At 59.2% G+C, this 12,287-nt stretch carries 11 protein-coding genes; 8 read left to right on the top strand and 3 right to left on the bottom strand.

Going from position 1 to position 12,287, the window contains the following annotated elements; all coding sequences use genetic code 11:
• The first annotated feature begins 3 nt into the window (after positions 1-3).
• The 5 genes from ACFWW4_RS06540 to ACFWW4_RS06520 all read left to right on the top strand — a co-directional run bounded on the left by ACFWW4_RS06540 (position 4) and on the right by ACFWW4_RS06520 (position 5,749).
• The gene (locus tag ACFWW4_RS06540; protein ID WP_411890102.1) at positions 4-765 is read left to right on the top strand and encodes a TSUP family transporter; all 762 of its coding nucleotides are present in this window, start codon (positions 4-6) and stop codon (positions 763-765) included.
• 12 nt (positions 766-777) lie between these two features.
• The gene (locus ACFWW4_RS06535) at positions 778-3,603 is read left to right on the top strand and encodes a molybdopterin oxidoreductase family protein (RefSeq protein WP_411890101.1); all 2,826 of its coding nucleotides are present in this window, start codon (positions 778-780) and stop codon (positions 3,601-3,603) included.
• Positions 3,600-3,965 carry a hypothetical protein gene (locus tag ACFWW4_RS06530; RefSeq protein WP_411890100.1) on the top strand — a complete coding sequence of 122 codons (366 nt, stop codon included), beginning with the start codon at positions 3,600-3,602 and terminating at the stop codon, positions 3,963-3,965. Before ACFWW4_RS06535 ends, ACFWW4_RS06530 begins: the two co-directional genes overlap by 4 nt.
• A 150-nt stretch (positions 3,966-4,115) precedes the next feature.
• Positions 4,116-4,877: a 4Fe-4S dicluster domain-containing protein gene (locus tag ACFWW4_RS06525; protein ID WP_411890099.1), complete on the top strand. Its 762-nt coding sequence runs from the start codon at positions 4,116-4,118 to the stop codon at positions 4,875-4,877.
• Positions 4,877-5,749 carry a dimethyl sulfoxide reductase anchor subunit family protein gene (locus tag ACFWW4_RS06520; protein WP_411890098.1) on the top strand — a complete coding sequence of 291 codons (873 nt, stop codon included), beginning with the start codon at positions 4,877-4,879 and terminating at the stop codon, positions 5,747-5,749. The genes ACFWW4_RS06525 and ACFWW4_RS06520 overlap by 1 nt, the downstream gene beginning before the upstream one ends.
• A gap of 33 nt (positions 5,750-5,782) precedes the next feature.
• Here the strand turns inward: ACFWW4_RS06520 and ACFWW4_RS06515 are convergent, their stop codons facing one another.
• From ACFWW4_RS06515 to ACFWW4_RS06505, 3 genes are all read right to left on the bottom strand, one after another.
• Positions 5,783-6,994, bottom strand: a complete 1,212-nt coding sequence (locus ACFWW4_RS06515) for a threonine ammonia-lyase (protein ID WP_411890097.1) — start codon at positions 6,992-6,994, stop codon at positions 5,783-5,785.
• 88 nt (positions 6,995-7,082) lie between these two features.
• Entirely contained in the window at positions 7,083-8,144 is a 1,062-nt protein-coding gene (locus ACFWW4_RS06510) for an ABC transporter ATP-binding protein (RefSeq protein ID WP_393926667.1), read from the bottom strand.
• Between the two features lie 3 nt (positions 8,145-8,147).
• Positions 8,148-8,942: an IclR family transcriptional regulator gene (locus ACFWW4_RS06505; protein WP_411890293.1), complete on the bottom strand. Its 795-nt coding sequence runs from the start codon at positions 8,940-8,942 to the stop codon at positions 8,148-8,150.
• Between the two features lie 171 nt (positions 8,943-9,113).
• Between ACFWW4_RS06505 and ACFWW4_RS06500 the strand changes: the two genes are divergently transcribed.
• From ACFWW4_RS06500 to ACFWW4_RS06490, 3 genes are all read left to right on the top strand, one after another.
• Positions 9,114-10,379 (top strand): ABC transporter substrate-binding protein, encoded by a 1,266-nt coding sequence (locus ACFWW4_RS06500; protein WP_393926668.1) that lies wholly within the window; start codon positions 9,114-9,116, stop codon positions 10,377-10,379.
• 101 nt (positions 10,380-10,480) lie between these two features.
• Entirely contained in the window at positions 10,481-11,437 is a 957-nt protein-coding gene (locus ACFWW4_RS06495; RefSeq protein WP_411890096.1) for a carbohydrate ABC transporter permease, read from the top strand.
• Positions 11,437-12,285 (top strand): carbohydrate ABC transporter permease, encoded by an 849-nt coding sequence (locus ACFWW4_RS06490; RefSeq protein ID WP_393926670.1) that lies wholly within the window; start codon positions 11,437-11,439, stop codon positions 12,283-12,285. Before ACFWW4_RS06495 ends, ACFWW4_RS06490 begins: the two co-directional genes overlap by 1 nt.
• The last annotated feature ends 2 nt before the right edge of the window (positions 12,286-12,287 follow it).

The raw sequence follows: 12,287 nt of genomic DNA, 5'->3' as shown, positions 1-12,287 counted from the left end.
CGGATGGATGCCCTGCTGACCCTTACCGATCTGACCGGACAGGAGTTTGTGATCCTGACCGTGATCGTGGTGGTCGCAGGCATCGTGCGTGGGTTTTCGGGATTTGCCCTGTCGGCGATGGTGATGGCGACAGGTGTTCTGATCCTGCCTCCGATCCAGCTGATCCCAATCTGCTGGTGTCTGGAGATGGTCGCATCACTGATGATGGCGCGGTCCGGCTGGCGGGAGGCGGACCGGAGCATTGTCATGGGTCTTGTCATCGGCTCCGCGGTCGGTGTGCCGATTGGTCTGGCCTTGCTGACATCGCTGCCGGTGGAGACATCGAAGCTGATCGTGCTGGTGGTCATCATCGTATTGGCAGTGACCCAACTGGCCAAGATCAGGCTGGCGTTTCTGGCGACGCGCGCAGGCCTTTACCTGTCGGGCCTTGTGGCCGGGATCGTGACCGGGGTCGCCCATGTCGGTGGCATGGTTGTGGCGCTTTATGTGCTGTCGCAGGATGCCACGGCGGCCAAGATGCGCGCGGCGCTGGTGCTGTTTTTGTTCATCAGCATGTTCACGTCACTGATCTATTACGTGCTCGCTGATGTCATGGATATGCAGGCCGTCTGGCGTGGCTTGGCTTTTGCGCTACCAACCGCCGCAGGTGTGTTTACCGGCCAATGGCTGTTCACCCCGCGCTTCGCCGCCTATTATCGCCCCTTCTGCCTGTCGCTTTTGTGCGCGCTGGCAGGTGCGGCCCTTGTCCGCACACAATTCGCTTGAAAGGTTTGCCCCATGTCCCTTGATCAGCCCCAGCTTGATACGTCGCCCAAGGTTTCGGACGAGGTGCGCAAGACGACCTGCTACATGTGCGCCTGCCGCTGCGGGATCAATGTGCATATGAAGGGTGGCAAGGTCGCCTATATCGAGGGCAACAAGGATCATCCGGTGAACCGGGGGGTGCTGTGCGCCAAGGGCAGCGCGGGCATCATGCAGCATAATGCGCCGTCGCGGCTGCGGGCGCCGCTGAAGCGCGTCGGCCCGCGCGGGTCGGGCGAGTTCGAGGAGATTTCCTGGGAAGAGGCGCTAACGATTGCGACGGATTGGCTGGCGCCCATTCGAGCCGAAGCCCCCGAGAAGCTGGCGTTCTTCACAGGTCGCGATCAGTCGCAATCTTTCACGTCCTTCTGGGCACAGGGGTTTGGCACCCCGAACTATGCCGCCCATGGGGGGTTCTGTTCGGTGAATATGGCTGCCGCTGGCATCTACACGATGGGCGGTGCGTTCTGGGAATTTGGTCAGCCGGACTGGGACCATACCAAACTCTTCATGCTGTTCGGCGTGGCCGAGGACCATGACAGCAATCCGATCAAGATGGGCATCGGCAAGATCAAGGCGCGTGGGGCGCGGATGATCGGGGTGAACCCGATCCGCACCGGCTATAACGCGGTGGCCGATGATTGGGTGGGCATCACGCCGGGCACCGATGGGCAGTTCATCCTTGCGCTGATCCATTGCCTGATGAAGGCGGGCAAAGTTGATCTGGATTATCTGGCGCGGTTCACCAATGCGTCTGTACTGGTGAATGAAGACCCCAAATCGGATCAGTTCGGCCTGTTTTTGCGCGATGCCGATGGTCAGCCGCAGGTCATCGACCGGCGCACCGGGGCGCTGGCCCCGTGGAACGGACAAGGGGTGGAGCCTGATCTGGCCGCCACCCATCGCGCCAAGGGTGTGACCCACCGCCCGGTGTTTCATCTGATGGCGGATCGTTATCTGTCGGATGATTATGCGCCAGAGGCAGTTGCGGAAAGCTGCGGTATTTCGGCGAAACGTATTCGCGCGATTGCGGCTGATCTGGCCCGCGTCGCCTTTGACCAGGCGATTGAGTTGGATCGGGAGTGGACGGATTTCCGGGGCAAGACACACGAAAAGATGGTGGGGCGACCAGTGTCATTCCACGCGATGCGCGGGATTTCGGCGCATTCCAACGGGTTCCAGACCTGCCGCGCGCTGCATGTGTTGCAGATCATCCTCGGGTCGGTCGAGGTGCCGGGCGGCATGCGGTTCAAACCGCCCTACCCCAAGCCTGCGACCGCCCACCCGAAACCGCATGGCAAGGTCACGCCGGGTGCGGCGCTGGACGGTCCGCATCTTGGCTATACCCATGGGCCGGAGGATTTGCTGATCGACGCGGATGGCAAGCCGACCCGGATCGACAAGGCGTATAGCTGGGAAAACCCGATGTCGGCCCATGGGCTGATGCATATGGTGATCTCGAACGCCCATGCGGGCGATCCTTACAAGATCGACACGCTGTTCATGTATATGGCCAACATGTCTTGGAATTCGTCGATGAATGTCGGCGGTGTGATGAAGATGCTGACGGACAAGGGCGAGGATGGCGAATATGTCATTCCGCACATCATCTATTCAGACGCGTATTCATCGGAAATGGTGGCCTATGCCGACCTGATCCTGCCCGACACGACCTATCTGGAGCGGCATGATTGCATTTCGCTGCTCGACCGTCCGATTTGCGAGGCTGATGGCGTGGCCGATGCGATCCGCTGGCCGGTGGTGGAGCCGGACCGCGATGTGCGCGGGTTCCAGTCGGTGCTGTGCGAACTGGGTGGGCGGCTGGGCCTGCCGGGGTTTGTCAATGACGATGGCAGCCAGAAATACGCCGATTATGCCGATTACATCACCAACCATATCCGCCGCCCCGGCATTGGCCCGCTGGCAGGTTTCCGGAACGCCGATGGGTCCGGCAAGGGGCGCGGCGATGTGAACCCCGACCAGTTGCAGGCTTATATCGCCAATGGCGGGTTCTGGATCGAGCATGTTCCCGAAAACGCCGCCTATTACAAACCGTTCAGCAAGGATTATCAGGACTGGGCGGTGAAGATGGGGTTCTACGATGTAGAACAGCCCTATATCTTTCAGCTTTACGTCGAACCCCTGCGCAAGTTTCAGGCGGCCGCCGAAGGGATCGGCACCCGCCAGCCACCAGAGCATCTGCGTGGCCGTATCAAGGTCACGATGGACCCACTGCCGATCTGGTATCCGCCTTTCGAGGATGGGCATGTGGACCCGATGGAATACCCGATCCACGCCCTGACTCAACGGCCCATGGCGATGTATCATTCCTGGGGCACCCAGAACGCGTGGCTGCGGCAAATCCACGGACATAACCCGCTTTATGTCCCGACCAAGGTGTGGGAGGCGAACGGGTTTGCGGAGGGTGATTGGGCCAAGGTAACATCGGCGCATGGGTCCATCGTGGTGCCGGTTGCGCATCAGGCGTCGCTGAACGAAAACACCGTCTGGACCTGGAACGCCATCGGCAAGCGCAAGGGCGCCTGGGCGCTGGGTGAGGATGCGAGCGAGGCGACCAAGGGGTTCCTGCTGAACCACCTGATCCATGAATTGCTGCCGCCCAAGGGGGATGGGCTGCGTTGGGCCAATTCCGACCCGATCACGGGTCAAGCAGCGTGGTTTGATTTGCGCGTGAAGATCGAGAAATCCGCGGTGCCGAACGAGGCACAACCGGCGCTGCCCCCGATCAAGTCGCCGGTGGGCAAGGGGCCGAGCGCACTGGAATGGAAGGTTGGGGAATGATCGCCAACATTTTGTCCGCATTCGAGGAAGACGGTGCAACCTATGTAGGCTTCGCAACTGACAGCGCGGGCGCAGAGTATGTAACGCTTTCCTTGGCTGATGGGTCAGATCCGCAAGACAAGGCCCTCGGCCTTGGGGGGCTTCACATCGAAGTCAATGATCAGTCGAACAGTGGCTACGATCTGGTGCGCTGGATCAAGATAGAGCCGTCGGCCGTTACACTTACCGTCGACAAGACAGTGTGCTCTGATGCAATCGATGCCTTACGCATCGAAATCCCTCCGCAGGCACCAGATCGCGTGAAGGTGCTAGCTGCACTGCGCGAAATTTGCCGGGCCGCCGCAGTGCCAGTCGAGGGTTAGTAGTATGACCAACCGCCAAATCCTTCTCCTTATCGCTGCATTTGTCACCCTGACATTTGGTAGCTTCATCTGGTTCATTGTCACTTGGGACCCATGTGCCTGTGCACCCTCCGGCCTGACCATGCCGCCCCAATCCGAAAGGGCCTTTGTATGACCCAACTCCCCCCGCCCTCCGCCAAGAAGCTGGGCCTTGTGATTGATCTGGACACCTGCGTGGGCTGTCATGCCTGTGTGGTGTCCTGCAAAGGCTGGAATACCGAGAATTATGGCGCGCCACTGTCAGACCAGAACGCCTATTCCGGGGCCGCGTCTGGTACGTTCCTGAACCGCGTGCATTCCTACGAGGTGCAGCCGGAACAGGGTACCGCACAGCTGATCCATTTCCCGAAATCCTGCCTGCATTGCGAGGATGCCCCTTGTGTGACCGTCTGTCCGACAGGGGCCAGTTACAAGCGGGTCGAGGATGGGATCGTTCTGGTCAATGAAAGTGACTGTATCGGATGTGGCCTATGCGCCTGGGCCTGCCCTTATGGCGCGCGGGAGCTGGACGCCAAGGAGGGTGTGATGAAGAAATGCACCCTTTGCGTCGACCGTATCTATAACGAGAACCTGCCCGAAGAAGACCGCCAGCCTGCCTGTGTGCGCACCTGCCCTGCAGGGGCCCGGCACTTCGGCGATCTGGGCGACCCGGACAGTGACGTGTCACAGCTTGTCGCGGAACGTGGCGGGTTCGACCTGATGCCCGAGCAAGGCACGAAACCGGTCAACAAATACCTGCCGCCGCGGCCCAAGGATGTGGAACCGCAGATCGATATTCTGGCGCCCTATCTGGAGCCTGTGGCACAGGACGGCGCGGGCTTTGCCCATTGGCTGGACAAGGCACTGTCCGCCCTACCCGGAGGCGCGAATTAATGCATCCCGCAGCATCAGTTATCATTTTCAATACGTTTTCGGGCCTTGGGTTCGGTCTGTTGTTCTGGCTGGGCATGGGTGTGCTGGTCCCGACGGGGTGGGACGCGTTTATCTGGTTTGCCATTGCCTATCTCTTTGCAGTCGGCGGATTGATTGCGTCCACGTTTCACCTCGGTCATCCCGAACGGGCGATCAAGGCGTTCAGCCAGTGGAAGACAAGCTGGCTGAGCCGTGAAGGTGTCTGCGCTGTTTTTGCCCTGATCGTGATGGCGATCTATGGGGCCGGGCTGATTTTTGCGGGTACCCGGCTGGGGTTAGTCGGTATCATCGGCGGGTTGGCATCGCTGGGCGTCGTGTTCACAACGTCGATGATCTATGCCCAGATGAAAACCGTGCCCCGCTGGCGGCACTGGACCACCCCGGCGATGTATCTGCTGTTGTCGCTTGGCGGTGGTGCTTTGCTCGCGGGGCAGGTCCGCATCGCTGCGGTTCTGCTGATCATCGGGGGCATTTTGCAGATGTTCGCATGGGGCATGGGCGACCGGCGATTTGCCGAGGCTGGCACGACGATGGCGACCTCCACCGGGTTGGGCCATATCGGCAAGGTTCGCGCGTTCGAGCCGCCGCATACGGGCACCAATTACCTGATGCGCGAGTTCATTCATGTGGTGGGCCGCAAACATGCCGATCAGTTGCGGATCATCACGATTGGACTGGCCTTCGTGCTGCCGGTGGTTTTGCTGCTGCTGCCGTTTCCGCATGTCTTTGCAGCGCTGGCCGTGCTGGCCCATATCGCGGGGGTTCTGACCTTGCGCTGGCTGTTCTTTGCGCAGGCCGAACATGTGGTGGGGCTGTATTACGGGAAGCGGTGAGGTCCCGGATCAGGTCCGGGACGGTGTTACGCATCACAAATCCTGCGGCACCCGCACCTTCAGCCCAGCGTCGCGCAGAACTTTCAGAATACTGTCCACGTGGGCCTGATCGCGGGCTTCGATCACGATTTCCAGTTCCGCCTGTTTCAGCGAAACGCTTTGCATCATCCGCTGGTGGATCACTTCGATCACGTTCGCGCCCGCATCCCCGATGATCCTTGAAATCTTGGACAACTGCCCGGGCGTATCGTCGATTTCGAACACCAGCCGGGTGATCCGGCCGTCGCGCATCAAGCCGCGCACAATCAGGGTGGATAGCAGCCGCGAGTCGATATTGCCGCCGCAGACGACCAGCCCGACTTTCTTACCCGCAAAATGGTCGAGATGTTTCTTGATAACGGCCAGCCCCGCACCGGCGGCCCCTTCCGCGACGAGCTTTTCATAGGATAACAGATCGAATACCGCCTGTTCGATTTCCGGCTCAGTGGCGCTGTCCACCCGGTCGACCAGCTTGCGGATAACGTCCAGATTGCCGGGGCTGGGCTTGCGCACGGCGATACCCTCGGCCAGCGTGGACCCGGCGAAATTGGGGCTGGTGTCGTCGAAATGGGCCTTGGCTGCGTCAAAGACATGGGCCTGCGCGCCGATGATTTCGATCTCGGGTTTGATTGCCTTCGCCGCCACGGCGATTCCCGCGATCAGCCCGCCACCGCCGATGGGCACGACGATGCAATCCAGATCGGGTTGCTGTTCGAGCATCTCAAGCGCGACGGTGCCCTGCCCAGCGGCCACAACAGGATCATCAAAGGGATGGATAAAGGTCATGCCACGCTCTGCCGCCAGATCAAGCGTGAACTGCACGCTGTCGTCAAAGCCCGCCCCATGGATCACCACCTCAGCCCCCAAATCGCTGGTGCGCTGGATTTTGTTGAAGGGCGTGCCTTCGGGCATCACGATGGTGGACGGAATGCCCAGCTGAGTGGCATGGAAGGCAACGCCTTGCGCGTGGTTGCCCGCGCTGCATGCTATGACGCCATGTTTGCGCGCGTCTTCGGACAGGGTCAGCAGCTTGGCAAGCGCACCGCGCGCCTTGAACGCGTTGGTGTGCTGCAGGTTTTCAAGCTTGAGATAAAGGTCGATGCCCAGATGGTGCGACAGCCGGGTGGCGGGCACTGTCGGTGTGCAGATCGTGGCGGATTGGATCGCCTCGTAAGCGGCACGAATATCGTCAACGTGCAATATCACCGGCACCTCCCACTGGTGCGCGCCGGTGCGGCCTGTGCCAAAATTCTTGGTAAGAATTTTGTCCAGAATTTTCGAAAATTCTGGTGCCCTAGCTGCGAATGCGCGCCTCTGTTTCTGCGTCGAACAGATAGATGCGCTTGGGATCGATGTGAATACCCACTTTCGCCCCTTCGGCAGAGCGGTCATCGCCCCGTTCTTCGACAATCACACGCTCGCCGGTGTCGCTGGTCAGATAGGCAAAGGACACGCCGCCCAGGCTTTCTGTCAGCTCGACTGTGTGGGTGTCGCCTGCGGGATCAATCAGAATATGTTCCGGCCGGGCACCGACACTGACCGCTTTGCCGTCATAAGCGGTGCTGATCAACCCATCAAAGCTTGCGCCAAGGCCCGGCGCGCTGACGCTGCCGCCATTGGCGACGCCATTCACAAAGTTCATCGCAGGTGACCCGATAAAGCCAGCCACAAATTTGTTGTCGGGATCGCGATAAAGATCCATCGGCGCGCCCACCTGTTCGATTTTGCCAAGGCGCAGCACCACGATCTTGTCGGCCAGCGTCATCGCCTCGACCTGGTCATGGGTGACGTAGATCATCGTCGCCCCGATTTCCTTGTGCAGGCGGGCGATTTCGACACGCATTTCCACCCGTAGCTCCGCGTCAAGGTTCGAGAGCGGTTCATCGAACAGGAACACCTCTGGCCCGCGCACAATGGCCCGCCCGATGGACACACGCTGGCGCTGACCACCGGACAGGGCCGATGGTTTGCGATCCAGAAATTGTTCCAGTTTCAGAATACGGGTGGCCTCGGCCACTTTCTTGTCGATCTCGGGCTTGGGATGGCCGTTCATCTTCAACCCGAAGCCCATGTTGTCCTTGACCGTCATATGCGGGTAAAGCGCGTAGGTCTGGAACACCATCGCGACACCGCGTTCGGACGGGTCCATGCGGGTCACGTCACGGGTGCCGATATTGATCTGGCCTTCGGTGGTTTCCTCAAGGCCCGCCACCATCCGCAAGAGCGTGGACTTGCCGCAGCCCGACGGGCCCACAAAGACGCAGAATTCGCCGTCATTGATTTCCAGATCGATCCCGTGGATGACCTGCACATCGCCGTAGCGCTTGATCACTTTGTTCAGCGTAACACCTGACATGGTCTAAATCCCCGTTGCTTCTTTTGTTTCATAGTCCGGGAAGCTCCAGTTCTGGGCGTCCCTTGCGATCTTTTCGGCAGTCTCTTTCAAAATCGGCACATAGCCTTCGAGCCCGGCCAGATTGGTGCGCCCTGTCGTGCTGGTGACTGACAAGGCCCCCAGCACCCGGCCACCTTCTGACAGGATCGGCATGGCGATGCAGATGATCCCCGGTTCGTGTTCTTCGCGGTCAAAGCCATAGCCGTTGCTGCGGATATCGGCGAGTTCTTCGCGCAGGGCCTCTGCATCGGTCAGCGTGTGCACGGTAAATTTGTGAAAGCTTTGTTGCGCGATGATCCGGTCCATGCTGTCGGTGTCGGTAAAGGCCAGCATCACCTTGCCTACACCTGTGCAATAGGCCGGGCCAACCTTGCCAGCCTGGCTATACATCTGGACGGGTTTGCCAGCGTTGCGCTTGTCGACGTAAAGCACCTGCGCATTGTCAAGTTGCGCCAGATGCACCGTTTCGCCAACGGCTGCGCTGAGTGCGTCGATATGGGGCCGCGCGATTGGTGCAAGCGTTGACTGTTCCCAGGCGGCATGGGCCAGACGCACCAGCCGGATACCGGGGGCGTAGGTCTGCCGATCCGGGTCATAGGCCAGCATCTGCTGGTTTGTGAGCGTCTGCACGAACCGGTAAAGCGTGGGTTTGGGATAGTCAGACTGGGCCAGCAATTCGGCAAACCGGACAGGCCGACCGAAGGCCGCCACCTGATCCAGCACATGTAGTGCTTTGCCGACTGTGCCGTCACCGGTCACATGTCCCATGATCCCTCCCCGTCCTTTGCGGCCTTTGACACCGTTCTCCTCTCCGGTGCAGCCTTGGACTGTTGACAAGGCTAGCCGAGTCGCGGTTTAGTATCAATATCCAAAACCAAGTTTCAAATAATGAGACAGGGTAACACTATGGAAGCACCTAGGGAGGATACCATGCATTCCATTCTAAAGACGTCGCTTGCGGCGTTCGTTGCTGCTGGCGTGTCGGCGACTGCCGCCTTTGCCGATGCACACGCATCGCTGTCAGGCGATCTGCGCATCATTTCCGACATGTCAAACCCCGCCCCGCGGGCCGTGATGGAGGGCATGGTTGCCGATTTCGGCGCACTGCACCCCGACCTGAATGTCGAGCTAACCATCGTTGACCGCGAAGCGTGGAAAACCCAGATCCGTAACGCGCTGGGTGCCAACCCGCCCGACGTGGTGAACTGGTATGCGGCCAACCGCATGCGTCCTTATGTGGATGCCGGTCTGTTCGCCGATATCTCTGACCTTTGGGCCGAGCCTGAGTTCGAGGCACTGGCATCCACCAAAGGTGCGATGACCCTCGACGACAAGCAGTGGGGTGTACCTTACACCTACTACCAGTGGGGCGTCTATTATCGCAAAGACATCTTCGACCAGTATGGCCTGTCAGAGCCGACCACCTGGGAAGAAGAGATGGCTAACTGCCAGACCCTGCTCGACAATGGTGTGAAGTGCTACACCATCGGCACCAAGTTCCTGTGGACCGCTGGCGGCTGGTTTGACTACATCAACAGCCGCACCAACGGCTATGATTTCCACATGGAACTGGCCCGTGGTGAAGTGCCGTGGACAGATGACCGTGTCCGTCAGACATTCGCTAACTGGCGTCAGCTGATCGACATGGGCGCTTTTATCGATGATCACCAGAACTTCAGCTGGCAGGAAGCCCTGCCCTTCATGCTGAACGGCGACGCCGCTGCTTACCTGATGGGTAACTTTGCTGTGGCGGCGATGCGTGATGGCGGTCTGACTGACGATCAACTGGATTTCTACCAGTTCCCCGTCATCAACGCTGATGTCGATTACGCCGAAGATGCGCCAACGGACACGTTCCACATCGCATCCGGTGCGCAGAACATGGACGCAGCCAAGGAGTTCCTGCGCTTCGTCACATCTGCCGACGTCCAGACCAAGATCAATGGCGGTGACGCCTTGGGTCAGCTGCCGGTGAATGCGAATTCATCCATCGACGCGGACAAGTTCCTCGAGCAGGGTTTTGACATGCTGTCGAACAATGCTGGTGGCGGCATCATGCAGTTCTTTGACCGCGACTTTGACGCTGAAATGGCATCGGTCGGCATGGAAGGCCTGCAGGAGTTCATGGTGTTCCCCGACAATCTGGACGACATCCTTGAGCGTCTGGAAGAGACCCGTCAGCGGATCTATCAGTAATCACGATTTGGGGCGGGCCAACGCGGCCCGCCCTTTTCTTCTCAACCCATCCGCAAGGCCCGCTGGCTTTTCGCATGTGTTGACCCATCAGGAGAAACGCCATGTCGGTATCACCGGCCGTTCCCAGTACGGATGCCACGCAGCCACAACGCAGCTGGTACAAACGCAACGAGATTGCCATCACGCCGTGGCTATTCCTGCTACCCGCAATGCTGTTTTTTGCGGTCTACGTCATCATCCCCATCGGTCAGTCCTTCTGGATTTCCCTTCATGATTGGGACGGGCTGGGTGAAAAGACATGGGTTGGCACGGCGAATTATGAACGTCTGCTGGGCATTGGTGATCAGAATATCGACCGCAAGTTCGAGGTCTCGTTCTGGAACAACCTGCGCTGGCTGGTGTTGTATCTGCTGGCCATTCCGGCGGGTCTGTTCATCGCGCTGTTCTTGAACCAGACGGTCACAGGCATCCGGCTTTACAAGTCGTTGTTCTTCTTTCCCTTCGTGATTTCTCAGGTTGTCGTCGGTCTGGTTTTCTCGTGGTTCTACCTGCCAAACGATGGCCTGTTCGACGTGATCACCGGCTTCTTTGGTGTCGACATTCGCGGTGGTGTTCTGGGCAATCCCAGCACGGCCACCTATGGCATCATCGCCGCAGGCCTTTGGCCGCAGACGGCCTATTGCATGATCCTGTATCTGACCGGCCTGAATGCCGTGGACCCCGAACAAGTCGAAGCCGCACGGCTGGACGGCGCCAAGGGCCGCAAGATGCTGTGGTATGTGATCCTGCCGCAGCTAAAACCCGCCACGTTCATCGCCTTTGTGGTGACGATCATCGGCGCGTTGCGGTCCTTCGATCTTATCAGCGTGATGACCAATGGCGGGCCGTTCGGCTCCACCCGGGTCCTGTCGTTCTACATGTTCGAGGAATCGCTATCCGAATTCGGGTTCCGCATGGGATACGGGGCGGCGATTGCCGTTGTCCTGTTCTTCATCATGCTGGGCTTTATCGTCTACTTCCTGTGGTCCATGTACCAAGATGAAAAGGGAGCCCGCTGATGTTTCCGACACCGATTGAAAAACGCCCTCGCTCCGCGCAGATCACCTATCAGGCGTTCCTGCCTGTTGCCCTGATCGTGTGGCTTCTGCCGCTTCTGGCTGTCGCCCTGTTTTCGATCAAGCCTGATGCCGATTTCACCAATGGCAATTACTGGGGCATTCCCAGCAGTTTCGAGGCGTTCAACAATTACGGCAAGGTGTTCTTTGAATCGAACATGCCGCGCTACCTGATGAATTCGCTTCTGATCACCATCCCCACGGTGATCGGTGCGGTGGCGCTGTCCTGCATGGCCGGGTTTGCCTTGGGTGTTTACAAGTTCAAGGGTAACCTTCTTATCTTTTTCATCTTCATTGCGGGCAACTTTGTCCCCTTTCAGATCCTGATGGTGCCGGTCCGCGACCTGACGGTCAGCATGAACCTCTATGATACCAAGCTGGGGCTGGTTCTGTTCCATGTCGCGTTCCAGACCGGGTTCTGCACGCTGTTCATGCGCAACTTTATCCGCGCCTTGCCCTTCCCGCTGATCGAGGCCGCGCGCGTTGAAGGTGTTGCCGAATGGCGCATCTTCCTGTTTGTCGTGCTGCCATTGATGAAACCCGCACTGGCTGCCCTTGCCGTCCTGATCTTCACCTTCATCTGGAACGACTATTTCTGGGCGGTTGTCCTGACCCAGGGGCCTGACGCCCAACCGGTCACCGCCGGGATTACCGAGTTCAATTCACAGTTCCGCGCCGCCTATCATTTGATGAGCGCGGGTTCCATTGTCGCCGCCCTTCCCCCTGTCGCGATGTTCTTTCTGATGCAGAAGCACTTTATCGCGGGTCTGACCCTTGGGGCCGTAAAGTAAGA

The sequence above is a fragment of the Yoonia sp. SDW83-1 genome (genome assembly GCF_046762885.1).
Taxonomy (GTDB): domain Bacteria; phylum Pseudomonadota; class Alphaproteobacteria; order Rhodobacterales; family Rhodobacteraceae; genus Yoonia.
The sequence above is the reverse complement of the archived record's forward strand: the minus strand, read 5'-3'. Positions and strand labels throughout refer to the sequence as shown.

Excerpts from the sequence above, each read along its gene's own strand:
- ACFWW4_RS06540 (WP_411890102.1), top strand. The coding sequence starts at position 4 with ATGGATGCCCTGCTGACCCTTACCGATCTGACCGGACAGGAGTTTGTG.
- ACFWW4_RS06535 (WP_411890101.1), top strand. The coding sequence starts at position 778 with ATGTCCCTTGATCAGCCCCAGCTTGATACGTCGCCCAAGGTTTCGGAC.
- ACFWW4_RS06530 (WP_411890100.1), top strand. The coding sequence starts at position 3,600 with ATGATCGCCAACATTTTGTCCGCATTCGAGGAAGACGGTGCAACCTAT.
- ACFWW4_RS06525 (WP_411890099.1), top strand. The coding sequence starts at position 4,116 with ATGACCCAACTCCCCCCGCCCTCCGCCAAGAAGCTGGGCCTTGTGATT.
- ACFWW4_RS06520 (WP_411890098.1), top strand. The coding sequence starts at position 4,877 with ATGCATCCCGCAGCATCAGTTATCATTTTCAATACGTTTTCGGGCCTT.
- ACFWW4_RS06510 (WP_393926667.1), bottom strand. The coding sequence starts at position 8,144 with ATGTCAGGTGTTACGCTGAACAAAGTGATCAAGCGCTACGGCGATGTG.
- ACFWW4_RS06500 (WP_393926668.1), top strand. The coding sequence starts at position 9,114 with ATGCATTCCATTCTAAAGACGTCGCTTGCGGCGTTCGTTGCTGCTGGC.
- ACFWW4_RS06495 (WP_411890096.1), top strand. The coding sequence starts at position 10,481 with ATGTCGGTATCACCGGCCGTTCCCAGTACGGATGCCACGCAGCCACAA.
- ACFWW4_RS06490 (WP_393926670.1), top strand. The coding sequence starts at position 11,437 with ATGTTTCCGACACCGATTGAAAAACGCCCTCGCTCCGCGCAGATCACC.